The sequence below is a fragment of the Allobosea sp. P2_B12 genome (assembly GCF_056404835.1).
The window spans coordinates 1-14,008 of record NZ_JBFUDG010000003.1; the positions used below are offsets into that span (position 1 = coordinate 1).

The window sequence follows — 14,008 nt, forward strand, 5'->3', positions numbered from 1 at the left end:
GGCGAAGCCCTTGCCGGCATCGCCCGCCCGGGCCGCTTCCACCGCCGCGTTCAAGGCCAGCAGGTTGGTCTGGAAGGCGATGTCGTCGATCACCCGGATGATGTCGGAGATCTTCTGCGAGGCGCTCTCGATGCGCGCCATCGCGTCGACCGCCTGGCCGGCGATGGTCCCGCCCGACTGGGCCGCCTGCATCGCGTCATTGGCGATCGCGGCTGCGTCCTTCGAGGCCTGGGCGGAGGCCTTCACCGAGGCTGCGAGCTGCTCGGTGGTGGCTGCGGTCTCCTCCAGGCTCGATGCCTGCTCCTCGGTGCGCTTCGAGAGATCGTCGGCGCCCATATTGATCTCGCGGGCGGCGAGACCGACATCGGCCGAGGTCACCTGGATCGTCCGCACCGTCGAGGAGAGACGGTCGACGGTCGCGTTGAAATCGTCGCGCAGCGTCACGTAATCGGCGGGCATATCAGCTTCGATGCGGTGGGTCAGATTGCCATGCGACAGCTCGGCGAGGCCGGTCGCGATCGCCTCGACCACCTTCTCCAGCTCCCTCGCCTGCTGCAAGCGCTGCTGGCCGGCCATCTGACGCTCTTCTTCCGTCGACCGGCGCGTCTCGTCCATCAGGCTGGCCTGGGAAGCAGCTTCGGCCTCCAGCCTCTCCTTCTCGATCGCAGCGCTGCGCAGCACGTCCACGGCGCCGGCCATGTCGGCAAACTCGCCGGTGCGGAAGCGCGGAACGGCCGAGACGAGATCGCCGGCAGCGAGCCGCTCCATCGCGCCCTTGAGGCTGCCGAGCGGCTTCATCATGCGGCGCACCAGCATGAACAGCGCTGCTCCGCCGACAACCGCGATCACCAGGCCGGCGATGACGTTGCCGGTGATCATCTCGCTGATGACCGCCAGGAAATCCTGCTGCTTGATGCCGACATAGAGCACGCCGATGACGCTGTTGTCGGACTTCTGAATGATCGGCTCGTAGATCGTGAAATAGGGCGTGCCGAGAATGTCGGCCGCTCCGGAATAGGTGGCGCGCTGCTTGAAGACCGCATCATGGGCTGCGCCCGCAGCGAGCTTCGTGCCAACGGCGCGCGATCCATCGGGCTTCTGCACATTGGTTGCGACGCGGACGTCACCCATGAAAACCGTGGCAGTGCTGCCGGCCAGCGTCTTGACCTTGTCGACCGCGGCGAAATTGCCGTTCACCAGTTCGTTACCGAAGAACAGCTTGTCGCCCTCAAGCCTGGGCTCGCCCTTGGTCATCAGCAGATCACGCAGGAGGTTGATATTGACCGACAGGCTGACCTGGGCTCGTTCCCGCATCGCTTTCTCTGCGGCCTGAAGCGACACCAGAACGGATGCCGCGACGGCAACGCCGACGAAAAAGACACCGACGATGGCGAGGCGGGTCGCGATCGGAAGACGAATGGAGAGGAGCTTTTTCATGGACGGCCCAGTTTGAAAGCGGCGCCGGCCCACATGTCGAACTCTTTCCTCAGATATTCGACCATGGCCTGACGGTGCCGGGATTTAGAATCTTATGAGAAGGCGATTGTGCTCGATGAAGCGCAATATAGGCATAGGCCAGTTCAATCTCTTCGTAGTCTTGATCAGCGGAGAGTTACTCGACCGCTGCGGCATCCACGCAGATTAGAATTAGACTTAACCAAACGCGTGAAGAATGACTTAACCTAGGGCGACCTGTCCGGATGGCTGGCGCGAGATGGAGGGCAGTCAACAGATCCTGCGGGACCCGCCCCGCCCATCGACGCCGGCCCTGCCGCCATCTTTGTTGCCCATCCGCCACAGATGCCGCCCGCCACATTTCCGCCACATCGCGTTCACCCCACGGCCACGCCGTGCGCCTTGAACGTCATGCGGCGTGACCAGTGGAACGCCGATGCCTTTCCGCCGTTGTTCAGCCGCATCCGCAAGACCAATAAAGCAGAGCCAAACTTCATGCCCGTTGCTTCGCCCGCCACTCGCTTCTCCTTCCCTATGTTCGAGCGCCCCTTGAAGCGTCTGTCGGCGCTGCTGATGCCGTTGCTTCTGGCGGCCTGCGTCGGCGGGCAGCAGCAGCCCTTCGAAGTGGCGCATACGCCCGGCTTCAACGTCAGCGCCGAATATCTGATGATGTATGGCGAACGCCCCGACGAACAGTTTCCGCTTCCTGCGACCGACCTGTCCGAGGTCGATCCGCGCTTCCTGCGCCGTGAGGTGGCCTACCCGACGCGCGAGCAGCCTGGCACCATCATCGTCGATACCGACAACAAGTTTCTTTATCTCGTCCGCGAGAACGGCCGCGCCATCCGCTACGGCATCGGCGTCGGCAAGCAGGGCATGTCATGGCGCGGGCGCGCCACGGTCGGCCGCAAGGCGGCCTGGCCGCGCTGGACGCCGACCGCTGCGATGATCGCGCGCGATCCGGAGAAGAACGGCCCCTGGGCGGGCGGCATGAAGTCCGGTCTGGAGAACCCGCTCGGCGCCCGCGCGCTGTATCTCTACCAGGGCGACCGCGACACGATGTACCGGATTCACGGCACCACGGAGCCCTGGTCGATCGGCCAGTCCGTCTCCAGCGGCTGCATCCGGATGTTCAACCAGGACATCATCGACCTGCACAGCCGTGTCCCCACGGGCACGACAGTCGTGGTCCTGAACCGCCGTCAGTTGCTGACGCCGGAACCCGGCGAGGTCTTCGACGAATTCACCTCCGACGGCAGCATCTGACGTTTGGGCAGACCCTGCGTCATCCGCCTGACACCCGCGGTCTTCACCACGCTGCACGTCGCGTCGCACGCTCTGTTGTGCAGGTGCAGCAATTTGGTGTAGGCGGATAATGTTGGGCGTCTCCGCCGCACTTGCTGCGCGTGCACTTGCTGCGCGTGACGGGATCGCGCCCAGCCAGCGGGGAGAGTGCATTCGATGCGCGTGACGATGATCGGTTCAGGCTATGTCGGCCTGGTCTCGGGTGCCTGTTTCGCCGATTTCGGCCATGTCGTGACCTGCGTCGATACCGATGCGTCGAAGATCGATGCGCTGAACCGGGGCGAGATCCCGATCTTCGAGCCCGGTCTCGACGATCTCGTCGCCAAGAACGTGCGCGAAGGTCGCCTCAGCTTCACCACCGAACTCGCCGGACCGGTCAGCAGTGCCGATGCCGTCTTTATCGCGGTGGGAACGCCGACGCGGCGCGGCGACGGCCATGCCGACCTCTCCTATGTCTATCAGGCGGCGCGCGACGTCGTCGCCGAGATCGACGGCTTCACCGTCATCGTGACCAAATCGACCGTGCCGGTCGGCACCGGCGACGAGGTCGAGCGGATCATGCGCGAGACCAGGCCCGACGCCGATTTCGCCGTGGTCTCGAACCCGGAATTCCTGCGCGAGGGCGCCGCCATCGGCGACTTCAAGCGCCCCGACAGGATCGTCATCGGCACCGAGGACGAGCGCGCCCGCGGCGTCATGGAAGAGCTCTACCGGCCGCTTTACCTCAACGCGGCGCCGCTGCTGTTCACCCAGCGCCGGACGTCGGAGGTGATCAAATACGCCGCCAACGCCTATCTCGCCATGAAGATCACCTTCATCAACGAGATGGCAGATCTCTGCGAGGCGGTCGGCGCCAATGTCCAGGAGGTGGCGCGCGGCATCGGCCTCGACAACCGTATCGGCGGCAAGTTCCTGCATGCGGGCCCCGGCTTCGGCGGCTCCTGCTTCCCAAAGGACACGCTCGCGCTGATGAAGACGGCGCAGGACCTCGGCAGCCCGTTGCGCATCGTCGAGACGGTCGTCGCCGTCAACGACCAGCGCAAGCGCGCCATGGCGCGCAAGGTCATCGCAGCCTGCGGTGGCAGCGTCCGCGGCAAGCGCATCGCCGTTCTCGGCCTCGCCTTCAAGCCCAACACCGACGACATGCGCGAGGCGCCCTCGCTGTCGATCATCGCCGTGCTGCAGGACGCGGGCGCAGACGTCGTCGCCTATGATCCCGAGAGCATGGAGCCAGCCAAGGCTCTGCTCAGCGGCGTCAGCTTCGCGGCCGACCCGTATTCCTGCATCGAGGGCGCCGATGCGCTGGTGATCGTGACCGAGTGGGACGCTTTCCGCGCGCTCGACCTCGACCGCGTCAAGACCGGCCTGCGCACGCCGATCGTCGTCGACCTGCGCAACATCTACCGCTCGGACGACATGCGCCGCCGCGGCTTCGACTACAGCAATGTCGGCAACGCCTGAAAGCCCGCTGACCTTGCGGCAGAGAACGGCGTTTGCCGCCTTGATACCGTCACACGCACACACCACCTCTTGAGCGGCGGCGCATCCGCGCCGCCCGACATGAGAGGAGATGACGATGACGCCGCAAGAACGCGACGTGATCGCCGGGATTTTCGACCGCCTGAAGCAGGCGGCCAACCAGCCCCGCGACCCCGAGGCTGAACGCTACATCGCGGAGCGCCTGCGCGAGCAGCCCTATGCGCCCTACGCGATGGCGCAGTCCGTCTATGTCCAGGAACAGGCGCTGACCAACCTGCAGGCGCAGGTCGAGGATCTGCAGGCGCAGATGAGCGAGCTGCAGACCAAGCAGGCCGAGGCTCCCGCTCAGTCCGGCGGCTTCCTGTCCGGCATCTTCGGTGGCGGCGCGCAGCCGGCGCGGCCGCGCTCGGTTCCGTCCTTTCCGCAGCGTGGACCGGATGCTCCCTCCCCCGCCTGGAACAACCAGCAGCCCGGCACCATGCAGGCAGCACCCGGCGGACAGCCCGGCCCCGCTCCCCAGCAGCCCGGCCCCTGGTCGAACCAGCCGGCGCAGCAGCAGGCTCCCGGACGTGGCGGCGGCTTCATGGCGAGCGCGCTGACCACTGCGGCCGGTGTCGCCGGCGGCATGATGCTCGGCAGCGTGCTGACCAACGCCTTCAGCGGCGCCGGCGGCGCAGCCAAGGCCGCGGAAGGCGCGGCCGGCTCCAACCTTGCCGACAGCGTCGGCGGCAACACCGGCGCGGCTGCGAGCAATGCCGGTTACAATGACGGCTCGTCCAATTACGGCGCTGGCACGGACACGCAATCGGCCGGCTATGACGACGGCTCCTCCAATGCGGGCAACCACCAGCAGGCCGCCCATGAGGAACCCGTCGATGCCGGCTATGACGACGGCTCCAGCGGCTTCGACGGCGGCGGCGACGACGACAACTGGGCCTGACGCGATCCGCCCTAGCCTCAAATGACGAACCCGCCCGGCACATGCCGGGCGGGTTTTTTTCTTGTCAGGCCTGCGGCATGGCGCAGCGGGTCAGATCACCAGCACCTTGGCGCCGACGCGAACGCGCCCGTACAGGTCCGTGACGTCGTCATTGGTCATGCGGATGCAGCCGGAGGACACCGCCTGCCCGATGGTGTGCGGCTCGTTGGTGCCGTGGATGCGGTAGAGCGACGATCCCAGATACATGGCGCGCGCGCCCATCGGGTTCTCCGGGCCGCCGGGCATGAAACGCGGCAAATCGGGCCGGCGCTTCAGCATCTCGGGCGGCGGCGTCCAGGTCGGCCATTCCGCCTTGCGGCTGACGCTCTTCATGCCGGCCCAGGAGAAGCCGGGACGGCCGACGCCGATGCCGTAACGCAGCGCACGGCCGCCCGGCTGGACCAGGAACAGGAAACGCTGGGGCGTGTCGATGATGATCGTGCCCGGCTTGTGCGGACCGTCATAGGCGACCTCCTGCTTGTGGAAGCGCGGATCGATGACGCGCTCGATCGGGCGCTCCATCTCGATCGGCTGGCCATAGGCCGCGACGCGGCGGCCGGGTGCGGGCTGCCGGTCCGGCGGCTGGAACGGATCGGCCTCGTAGCCGGCGGCCGCGCGGCCGCCCTGGCCATAGGCCGAGTAACCCGGCCGGTTGTAGACCGCCCCGCCCCGCGTCTGCGGCGACGGATCGCGGCCGGTCATCAGCATTTCGATAAAGCCGCCGCCATAATTGGCCCGCGCCGTCGAGGCGGTCGTCATAGGGTCTGCATATCTGGGATCCGCGGGTAGCGGATTGCCATAGCTCTGCGCTTGCGCCGATCCCGGAACGGCGAGCGCTCCCGACAGGACCAACAATGGAACGAAGAGGACTGGACGCATGACGCAACTCTCTCGACATCGACTGCTGGGAGCCTGCCGGCGCGTCTTAAAAGGAATGGTGAATCGTTGACTCTTGCTGGTCAACAGTACCGCTAAACCAGCCAATTCAACGAATTAACCTTAGTGGAGGGGAAAGGGACAAGGTGAAGGAAGCGTTGCCGGTCCGCTTCTGCCGGTTGCCGGCGTGGTCAGCGCCGCGCTGCACGCCGCGTGGCCCACCAGAGCTGCGACAGCGTGCGCCAGCGCGCGACGTCGCAGATGAGGATGATTGCGCCATAGACCAGCGCCCCGATGACGACTTGCAAGGCGAGCTCGATTGCGGGAGCAAACCGGTCCCGCAGCGGCCAGATCGCGGCGGCCATGACAGCGACCGCGAGCAGAATGGCGCCGCAGTCGCGCAGCGGCGGCAGCACCGGCAGCGAACGCAGGGCCATTGTGGCGGTGATCGCGAGCACGGCCAGAAAGGCTGCCGTCTGCGCCAAGGCGTAGACGATTGGGCCCGACGCCGCGAAGGTCACCACGATGGCGAGATTTACGCCAAGGCCGATGACAGCCGCAAGCGTCGTCACGAGCGTGCGCTTCTCGATCAGAAAGGCCGGATAAAGCGCGGCCTGGAAGATCGTGATCGCCACGAAGCCCGGCAGCAGCGGCGCCATATAGGCCGAGAAGCGGCCCTGGAAACTCGGCGGTACCAGCATCCGGTCGAAGGCAGGCAAGGCGAGCCAGAACCCGACGACTGTCGGCAGCGCCACACCCAGCACGATCACGATGTTGGCTGCGATGCGCTTCTGCGCCGCGCGCCGCCCGCGCGTTTCGTCGAGGCGGATCACAGCCCGCAGCAGCACGATCTCGAGCGTCGCGCCAAGCGTGCCGAACAGGCGCAGGCCCATATCGGAGGCGAGCGAGAAATAGCCGGCCTCGGCGAAGCCATGGGCGCCCGCCATCAGCGAGCGGTTGAGCAGCGGGATCAGGGAATAGATCGCATTGCCGGCGACGAGCGGCAGAGCATATTTCGCGAAGGTCCAGGCGAGGTCGCGGCGCGCCGCCGAGAACGACAAGGGCGCGTCGGCCAAGGTTTTGCGCACCGAGATCAGTGCGACGGCAGCACTGAGCAGCCCGCCGAGCAGGACCACCGTCGGATCGCGCGTCCACCAGGCACCGCCGACCATCAGGACCAGCGCCAGAACATTCTTGACGATGACCAGCCGCGCGTAGGCCGCATCGAGGAAACGGGCTCGCGCGATCGCGCCATGATAGTCGAACAAGCCCGCGCCGACGCCGGCGAGGACGGATGCGGCCAGCATCATGGCCGGCATGCGAAAATCGATGCCGGCCATGATCGCGGCCAGCAATAGTGCGCAGAGGCTCATGCTGATGCCGGCGATGAGACAGTCCAGCGTCGCGCGGATCTCGGGCTGGGTCTCCCGCGTCGACAGCGAATAGAACCGCATGGCGGAGAGCTTGATCCAGTCGAGCATCGCCGTGTTGACCAGCACGATGATGGCCGCGCCGATAGCGTAGCGCCCGAATTCCTCCGGGCCGAGAAAAAACGCGATCAGGAGACCGAGAACGAAGTTCAGCCCGGCATTGACGACGAAGGGCAGCAGGACCGTCATTCCGTCTCAATCATGTCCGTCGCGTTCATCGATGCCGGATCGATGTGTCGACGGGGAGCCATCCGACTCGGCCGCCGCGTCCGCACCATTCCCTGCCGTAACGGGCGCGCCCGTGTTTTCCAAGCGCAGCTTGATGAGGCGATCAATGGCGTGAACCGAACGGGCACGGAACGCGTTGGGCCCACGACGTCTCTCCTGCGAGGAACAGCCGATGCCTTCGACGCCGCTTTATCGCCTAGTGTATTCCTCGATCTATCGGGCGGGGCGGGTCGACAACGAACTCTCCGCGCTTCGCGCCATCCTCTCCCAGTCGCGCAAGAACAACCAGACGTCCGACGTCACAGGCTATCTGATGTTCGACGGCGACAGTTTCGTCCAGGTGCTGGAAGGCCCGCGCGAGAATGTCGAGGCGACGATGGCACGGATCGCGAAGGACGAACGCCATCGCGACGTGTCCGTCATCGCGATCCACCCGACTGAGAGCCGCGCATTCCACAACTGGACGATGGGCGGCTACCGACGCAGCGCCGAGCAGGACCCGATCTTCGCCGCGCATGGCTTTCCCGGCAAGATCGATCGATCGCAGCTCAGCTTCGATGCCGCCGTGTCGCTTGCACGAGCCCTGTGCGCCGATCAGGCGCAGCAGGCTTCGTAGTCTTCGCGGGCCGGCCCTACGTTGGGGCTTGGCGACTCAGGGCTAGCGGTGGGAACCTTGCGCCTGTTGGGCATAGATAGCCCTCCGGCGTTTTCCAAGGGGAAGCTCCCGCTCCATGCCCAGCGAGCCGCTGTTCTATCTCGTCGGCTGGGCGACGACGCTCGTCATCGCCATCGGCAAGAGCGCCTTTGGCGGCGGCCTCGCGATCCTCGGCATCCCGCTGCTGGCTATGGTCGTCGAGCCGCTCGATGCAGCGATCATGATCGCGATGCTGGTCTCGCTGATGGACATCATGGCGCTGAGCAGCTTCGGCCGCGAGAGCTGGTCGAAGCCCGACCTCGCCTGGCTGGTGCCGGGCCTCGCGGCCGGCATCGGCATCGGCTACCTCGTTTTCATCAGGATCGACCCGCGCATCGTCACCCTCGTGATCGGCGTGACGACGCTCGCCTTCACGCTGCAATGGTTCCTCAAAGGCCGGCTCGCGGCGCCAGGTGCGCGGCCCGTCTCGGGCAAGCTCGCCTTGTTGGCCGGCACGGTCTCGGGCTTCACCACCTTCGTCGCCCATGCCGGCGGGCCGCCGGTGGCGATGTACCTGCTCAGACGCGGGCTGCCGAAGAGCGTCCTGGTGGGGACCACGATCGCGCTGTTCACGCTGGGCAACTGGATGAAGCTGCCGCCCTATTTCATGCTCGGGTTGAAGAACCCCGGAGCGCTGTGGGGCGCGCTGGCGCTGGCGCCGGCCGTGCCGGTGGGTATCTGGCTCGGCCATGTCGTGCATCGGCGCCTCGACCAGAAGACGCTGTTCGTCTGGTGCTACGGGCTGCTCGCCGTCGCCGCGCTGAAGCTGACGGTCGATGCTGCACTTGCTCTGCTGCGCTGACGGCATAGGGGAGGATCGCGGCAGCCCCCTATCGCGATACCTGAATTGCCCCTAATCGATCCGCCATGACCAGCCTGCCGCCTCCCCTGCGCCCAGCCCGTGACGACGATTCAGAGCCGCTCGCGAGCTTGATTGCGGCGAGCTTCGCCGAATATCCGAACTGCCTGTTCGCATGGGACGAGTTTCCCGAACTGCGGCGGCCCGCCAGTTATTTCGCCGCCAAGGGCGGCAGGCTCTGGATCGCGGATGCGCCCGGCGGCGGCATCGCCGCCTCGCTTGGCGCCACGCCCGTGCCCGAGCAGAACGCCGTCGAGATCACCAAGGTCTATGCAGCCCCGGCCTTCCGCGGCACCGGGCTGGCGCAGGCCCTGTTCGACGAGGCACTGCGCTTTGCGCACGAAGGCGGCTTCGGCGAGATGATGCTCTGGTCGGATTCGCGCTTCGCCCGCGCCCACCGCTTCTACGAGAAGCTCGGCTTCCAGCGCTGGCCAGGCGAGCGCTACCTCGCCGACGTCTCCGCAACCTGGGAATATCCTTTCCGCCTGCGCCTGCCGACGCGGTCATGAGCGCAGGCCCTATGCTGCGTGCCCTGCTCGGCATCGCGCTCCTCACCGTCATGGATGCGGTGGTGAAGGCGCAGATGCAGACGCATCCGTTCATCCTGACGCTGTTCATGCGCTTTGCCATGGGCGGCCTCTGCGCGCTCGTCGTGCTCGCCTTCGTCCGGCCGCCCGCGCCGACGCGCGCGAGCCTGATCGGCAACACCGTTCGCGTGCCCATCGTGGTCCTGACCGCCGGCAGCTTCTTCTATTCGATGTCCGTGCTGCCCCTGGCCGAGACGCTGACGCTGTCCTTCCTGGCGCCGGTCTTCGTCGCCCTGCTCGGCGGTCTGCTTCTCAAGGAGAAGCTGGACAGCCGGATCCTGCAGGCGCTGGGCTTCGGCGTCGCCGGCATGCTGGTGATGGTCTGGCCGCGCCTGCAGGGCCATGTCACGGGCGCCGGCCTCGGCGTCGCCGCCGCGCTGTTCTCGGCCGTCGCCTATGCCTTCAACCTGATCCTGCTGCGGCGGATCGCGATGAAGGAGCATCCGGCTGTTATCGTCGCCTTCCAGAACTGCGGGCCGGCGCTCTGCCTCGCCATTCCCGCCGCGCTCGCCTTCGTGCCGATGACGGCGCACGACCTGCTGGTCTATCTCGCGGCGGGCGCGCTCGGTGTCGCCGGCCATCTGACGCTGACCTCGGCCTTCGCCCGGGCCGAGGCCTCGCGGCTCGCCCCGCTGGAATACACCGCGCTGATCTGGGCGAGCCTGCTCGGCTATTTCGCGTTCGGCGAGGTGCCGCTGATCACGACCTATGCCGGCGCGCTGCTGATCGTGGCGGGAGCGGTGGCGATCAGCCGGCGTTAGGGCGTTTTATTTTGTCGCGTTTTCTTCAAGCGAACCGGTATCCACTTCGCTCAAAAACGCTTCAGCCCGCCGCCTTCGCCGGAAAGATCATGCAGGTCTCGGTGCCGTGCGCGAGCAGCTTGCCGCGCTCATCGACCAGCCGTCCCTCGCTGGTCGCGACCGTGCCGCCGCGATGGATCAGCTTGCCCTCGCAGCGTACCGTGCCGCTGTCGGGCATGACCGGCCGGACATAGTTCACCTTCATCTCCAGCGTCGTGTAGCCCTCGCCGGCTTTCAGCGTCGCATGGGTCGCGCAGGCCATGGCGGAATCGAGGATCGTCGCGGTCCAGCCGCCATGGATCGTCCCGAGCGGGTTGAAGAAGCGCGCCGAGGGCCTGCCGACGAAGACCACCCTGCCCTCCTCGACCTCGACCAGATCGAAGTCCATCGCCTCGGCAAAGGGCGGGCCGGGATGGCGTCCCTCGACCATGCTGCGCAGGAAATCGAGGCCGCTGCCGGCCAGCAGGGTCTCCCGCGATACCACTCCAACGTCCCGCGCCATCACCTGCCCTCACCCCTAACGTGTAGATGCACGTTAGGGGTTGGATGCTGCCGTGGTCAAGCTGCCGTCAGACCGTGCCGCGGGCGACGCGACGCAGTGCTTTCAGCCGGTCGCGCGTCTCGGACCAGTTGTCCTTGCCGAGCCCACCCTCGATCCGCTCCTGCGCCTGTCGCCAATGCGGGATCGCGGTCTCGATCGCGGCCCGCCCCTTGTCCGTGACGGCATGGATCGAGGCGCGCCCCTTGCACTCGACCGGCTCGATTAGCCCGGACGCCACCAGCAGTTGCAGGTTGCGCGTCAGCGAGGTGCGCTCCAGCGCGAAACGCTCGGCGAGTTCGGTGACGGAGCGCCAGGCGCCGGTGCTCAGCGCCGAGAGCAGGACGAACTGGGTGATCTTGAGTCCGCTCGGGCGCATCGCCTCGTCATAGGCCCGCGTCACGGCCCGCGCCGTCATCCGCACATGAAGCGCGACGCATGCCCGGGCGATGTCTTCGAGAGCGGGGCCGGTCGAGGCGGGTTCGGGCGCATCTGTCGTCATTCCGCCATGCTAGCGTGTTCGAAGCCCGTTGCCAGCAGGCCCGGCGACCCGACGCATTCACCTTTCTCCGGGATGATTTCTTGACTCTCCGCTGGCACGCGCCTATCTCCGCGCCATCCGTTGGCACTCGCAGATTGAGACTGCTAACAGATGCCCATCGCGGGCTCTCAGCCCGCACCGAATTATATGTAAGAGGAAGACAGAACCATGAAGTTCCGTCCGCTGCATGACCGCGTTGTGGTCCGTCGCCTTGATGGCGAAGAGAAGACCAAGGGTGGCATCATCATCCCCGATACCGCCAAGGAAAAGCCCCAAGAGGGCGAAGTCGTGTCCGTGGGCCCCGGCGCCCGTGACGAGGCCGGCAAGCTTGTCGCGCTCGACGTCAAGAAGGGCGATCGCGTCCTCTTCGGCAAGTGGTCCGGCACCGAGGTCAAGATCGACGGCCAGGATCTCCTGATCATGAAGGAATCCGACATCATGGGCGTCATCGGCTGAACGCCTGAGACCGCTCTTCCCGTCAATTCATAAGGAGTTGCTCTCATGGCAGCCAAAGACGTCAAGTTCTCCACCGATGCGCGCGACCGGATGCTGCGCGGCGTCGAAATCCTCGCCAACGCCGTCAAGGTGACGCTCGGCCCCAAGGGCCGCAACGTCGTGATCGACAAGTCGTTCGGCGCTCCGCGCATCACCAAGGACGGCGTCACCGTCGCCAAGGAGATCGAGCTCGCCGACAAGTTCGAGAACATGGGCGCCCAGATGGTGCGCGAAGTGGCCTCGAAGCAGAACGACCATGCCGGCGACGGCACCACGACCGCGACTGTCCTCGCCGCAGCCATCATGCGCGAAGGCCTGAAGTCGGTTGCCGCCGGCATGAACCCGATGGACCTGAAGCGCGGCATCGATCTGGCCGTCGAGGCCATCGTCGCCGACCTCAAGAAGAACTCCAAGAAGGTCACGTCCAACGCGGAAGTCGCGCAGGTCGGCACCATCTCGGCCAATGGCGACGAGTCGGTCGGCAAGATGATCGCGACCGCCATGCAGAAGGTCGGCAACGAGGGTGTCATCACTGTCGAGGAAGCCAAGACCGCCGAGACCGAGCTCGACGTCGTCGAGGGCATGCAGTTCGACCGTGGCTATCTCTCGCCCTACTTCATCACCAACTCCGAGAAGATGGTCGCCGAGCTGGAAGACCCCTACATCCTGATCTTCGAGAAGAAGCTGTCCTCGCTCCAGGCGATGCTGCCGATCCTCGAGGCCGTGGTGCAGACCGGCAAGCCGCTGCTCATCATCGCCGAGGACGTCGAGGGCGAGGCCCTGGCCACGCTCGTCGTCAACAAGCTCCGTGGCGGCCTGAAGGTCGCGGCCGTCAAGGCTCCGGGCTTCGGTGATCGCCGCAAGGCCATGCTCGAGGATATCTCGATCCTGACCGCAGGCCAGATGATCTCGGAAGACCTCGGCATCAAGCTCGAGACCGTGACGCTCGCCATGCTCGGACGCGCCAAGAAGGTGCGCATCGAGAAGGAGAACACCACGATCATCGACGGCGCCGGCAAGAAGAAGGACATCGAGGCCCGCGTCTCGCAGATCAAGGCGCAGATCGAAGAGACCTCGTCGGACTACGATCGTGAGAAGCTCCAGGAGCGTCTGGCCAAGCTCGCCGGCGGCGTCGCGGTCATCCGCGTCGGCGGCGCGACCGAGGTCGAGGTCAAGGAGAAGAAGGATCGCGTCGACGACGCCCTGAACGCGACCCGCGCTGCGGTCGAAGAAGGCATCCTTCCGGGCGGCGGCGTTGCGCTGCTGCGCGCTCTGTCGACCGTCAAGGCGATCAAGACCGCCAATGACGACCAGAAGACCGGCGTCGAGATCGTCCGCAAGGCGATCATGGCCCCGGCCAAGCAGATCGTCGACAACGCCGGCGATGACGGCGCGGTCGTGGTCGGCAAGCTGCTGGAGTCCAAGGAATACGCCTTCGGCTACAACGCCCAGACCGGCGTGTACGGCGATCTGGTCAAGGCCGGCATTATCGACCCGACCAAGGTCGTGCGCACGGCCATCCAGGACGCGGCTTCGATCGCCGGCCTGCTCATCACCACCGAGGCGATGATTGCAGAGCTGCCGAAGAAGGACTCGCCGATGCCGATGGGCGGCGGCGGCGGCATGGGCGGTATGGACTTCTGATCCAAGCCACCTTCGCTTTCTGCGAAGACTATGGAGGCCCGGCGCAAGCCGGGCCTTTTTTCGTCAGGCTTCCCGGGTGGTCATTGCTACCGCTCCGC

15 protein-coding genes are annotated in these 14,008 nt (G+C 66.1%); 9 read left to right on the forward strand and 6 right to left on the reverse strand.

Translation table 11 applies throughout. The features are described 5' to 3' along the window. Both AC1DYU_RS08880 and AC1DYU_RS08885 read right to left on the reverse strand, forming a co-directional pair. Window positions 1–1,437: methyl-accepting chemotaxis protein (locus AC1DYU_RS08880; protein ID WP_476791324.1), on the reverse strand; the 1,437-nt coding region annotated here is incomplete at its 3' end. A 395-nt stretch (window positions 1,438–1,832) separates the two neighbouring features. Beyond that, entirely contained in the window at window positions 1,833–1,973 is a 141-nt protein-coding gene (locus AC1DYU_RS08885) for a hypothetical protein (protein ID WP_476791757.1), read from the reverse strand. Between the two features lie 16 nt (window positions 1,974–1,989). Here AC1DYU_RS08885 and AC1DYU_RS08890 point away from each other — a divergent pair, with 16 nt between their 5' ends. The 3 genes from AC1DYU_RS08890 to AC1DYU_RS08900 all read left to right on the forward strand — a co-directional run bounded on the left by AC1DYU_RS08890 (window position 1,990) and on the right by AC1DYU_RS08900 (window position 5,179). After that, window positions 1,990–2,721 (forward strand): L,D-transpeptidase, encoded by a 732-nt coding sequence (locus tag AC1DYU_RS08890; protein WP_476791727.1) that lies wholly within the window; start codon window positions 1,990–1,992, stop codon window positions 2,719–2,721. A gap of 195 nt (window positions 2,722–2,916) precedes the next feature. Then, a complete protein-coding gene (locus tag AC1DYU_RS08895; protein WP_158483767.1) occupies window positions 2,917–4,221 on the forward strand; it encodes a UDP-glucose dehydrogenase family protein in 1,305 nt (434 codons plus the stop codon). Between the two features lie 115 nt (window positions 4,222–4,336). Then, window positions 4,337–5,179, forward strand: a complete 843-nt coding sequence (locus AC1DYU_RS08900) for a DUF2076 domain-containing protein (protein WP_476791325.1) — start codon at window positions 4,337–4,339, stop codon at window positions 5,177–5,179. Between the two features lie 90 nt (window positions 5,180–5,269). Here the strand turns inward: AC1DYU_RS08900 and AC1DYU_RS08905 are convergent, their stop codons facing one another. Together AC1DYU_RS08905 and AC1DYU_RS08910 are read right to left on the reverse strand one after the other, a co-directional pair. Then, window positions 5,270–5,977: a L,D-transpeptidase gene (locus AC1DYU_RS08905; protein WP_476791326.1), complete on the reverse strand. Its 708-nt coding sequence runs from the start codon at window positions 5,975–5,977 to the stop codon at window positions 5,270–5,272. A gap of 308 nt (window positions 5,978–6,285) precedes the next feature. Then, a complete protein-coding gene (locus tag AC1DYU_RS08910) occupies window positions 6,286–7,713 on the reverse strand; it encodes a lipopolysaccharide biosynthesis protein (RefSeq protein WP_476791327.1) in 1,428 nt (475 codons plus the stop codon). A gap of 211 nt (window positions 7,714–7,924) precedes the next feature. On the opposite strand from AC1DYU_RS08910, the gene AC1DYU_RS08915 reads away from it, so the two are divergent. The 4 genes from AC1DYU_RS08915 (at window position 7,925) to AC1DYU_RS08930 (ending at window position 10,653) form a co-directional block, all read left to right on the forward strand. Next, entirely contained in the window at window positions 7,925–8,368 is a 444-nt protein-coding gene (locus tag AC1DYU_RS08915) for a BLUF domain-containing protein (RefSeq protein ID WP_476791328.1), read from the forward strand. 115 nt (window positions 8,369–8,483) lie between these two features. After that, entirely contained in the window at window positions 8,484–9,248 is a 765-nt protein-coding gene (locus tag AC1DYU_RS08920; RefSeq protein WP_476791329.1) for a sulfite exporter TauE/SafE family protein, read from the forward strand. Window positions 9,249–9,313: 65 nt separating this feature from the next. Then, window positions 9,314–9,814 (forward strand): GNAT family N-acetyltransferase, encoded by a 501-nt coding sequence (locus AC1DYU_RS08925; protein WP_476791330.1) that lies wholly within the window; start codon window positions 9,314–9,316, stop codon window positions 9,812–9,814. Beyond that, window positions 9,811–10,653: a DMT family transporter gene (locus AC1DYU_RS08930; RefSeq protein WP_476791331.1), complete on the forward strand. Its 843-nt coding sequence runs from the start codon at window positions 9,811–9,813 to the stop codon at window positions 10,651–10,653. The genes AC1DYU_RS08925 and AC1DYU_RS08930 overlap by 4 nt, the downstream gene beginning before the upstream one ends. 61 nt (window positions 10,654–10,714) lie before the next feature. On the opposite strand, the gene AC1DYU_RS08935 is transcribed toward AC1DYU_RS08930, so the two are convergent. Further along, a complete protein-coding gene (locus AC1DYU_RS08935) occupies window positions 10,715–11,194 on the reverse strand; it encodes a PaaI family thioesterase (protein ID WP_476791332.1) in 480 nt (159 codons plus the stop codon). 67 nt (window positions 11,195–11,261) lie between these two features. Beyond that, window positions 11,262–11,732: a MarR family winged helix-turn-helix transcriptional regulator gene (locus AC1DYU_RS08940; RefSeq protein WP_476791333.1), complete on the reverse strand. Its 471-nt coding sequence runs from the start codon at window positions 11,730–11,732 to the stop codon at window positions 11,262–11,264. Window positions 11,733–11,939: 207 nt separating this feature from the next. Between AC1DYU_RS08940 and groES the strand changes: the two genes are divergently transcribed. Both groES and groL read left to right on the forward strand, forming a co-directional pair. Next, on the forward strand, window positions 11,940–12,227 hold the full coding sequence (groES, locus tag AC1DYU_RS08945; RefSeq protein WP_126113207.1) for a co-chaperone GroES: 288 nt from the start codon (window positions 11,940–11,942) through the stop codon (window positions 12,225–12,227). Between the two features lie 45 nt (window positions 12,228–12,272). Further along, window positions 12,273–13,910, forward strand: a complete 1,638-nt coding sequence (gene groL / locus AC1DYU_RS08950) for a chaperonin GroEL (protein ID WP_158483758.1) — start codon at window positions 12,273–12,275, stop codon at window positions 13,908–13,910. Window positions 13,911–14,008 lie beyond the last annotated feature (98 nt).

Excerpts from the sequence above, each read along its gene's own strand:
- AC1DYU_RS08930 (WP_476791331.1), top strand. The coding sequence starts at position 9,811 with ATGAGCGCAGGCCCTATGCTGCGTGCCCTGCTCGGCATCGCGCTCCTC.
- AC1DYU_RS08925 (WP_476791330.1), top strand. The coding sequence starts at position 9,314 with ATGACCAGCCTGCCGCCTCCCCTGCGCCCAGCCCGTGACGACGATTCA.
- AC1DYU_RS08920 (WP_476791329.1), top strand. The coding sequence starts at position 8,484 with ATGCCCAGCGAGCCGCTGTTCTATCTCGTCGGCTGGGCGACGACGCTC.
- AC1DYU_RS08895 (WP_158483767.1), top strand. The coding sequence starts at position 2,917 with ATGCGCGTGACGATGATCGGTTCAGGCTATGTCGGCCTGGTCTCGGGT.
- AC1DYU_RS08890 (WP_476791727.1), top strand. The coding sequence starts at position 1,990 with ATGTTCGAGCGCCCCTTGAAGCGTCTGTCGGCGCTGCTGATGCCGTTG.
- AC1DYU_RS08910 (WP_476791327.1), bottom strand. The coding sequence starts at position 7,713 with ATGACGGTCCTGCTGCCCTTCGTCGTCAATGCCGGGCTGAACTTCGTT.
- AC1DYU_RS08900 (WP_476791325.1), top strand. The coding sequence starts at position 4,337 with ATGACGCCGCAAGAACGCGACGTGATCGCCGGGATTTTCGACCGCCTG.
- groES (WP_126113207.1), top strand. The coding sequence starts at position 11,940 with ATGAAGTTCCGTCCGCTGCATGACCGCGTTGTGGTCCGTCGCCTTGAT.
- groL (WP_158483758.1), top strand. The coding sequence starts at position 12,273 with ATGGCAGCCAAAGACGTCAAGTTCTCCACCGATGCGCGCGACCGGATG.
- AC1DYU_RS08935 (WP_476791332.1), bottom strand. The coding sequence starts at position 11,194 with ATGGCGCGGGACGTTGGAGTGGTATCGCGGGAGACCCTGCTGGCCGGC.
- AC1DYU_RS08940 (WP_476791333.1), bottom strand. The coding sequence starts at position 11,732 with ATGACGACAGATGCGCCCGAACCCGCCTCGACCGGCCCCGCTCTCGAA.
- AC1DYU_RS08905 (WP_476791326.1), bottom strand. The coding sequence starts at position 5,977 with ATGACGACCGCCTCGACGGCGCGGGCCAATTATGGCGGCGGCTTTATC.
- AC1DYU_RS08915 (WP_476791328.1), top strand. The coding sequence starts at position 7,925 with ATGCCTTCGACGCCGCTTTATCGCCTAGTGTATTCCTCGATCTATCGG.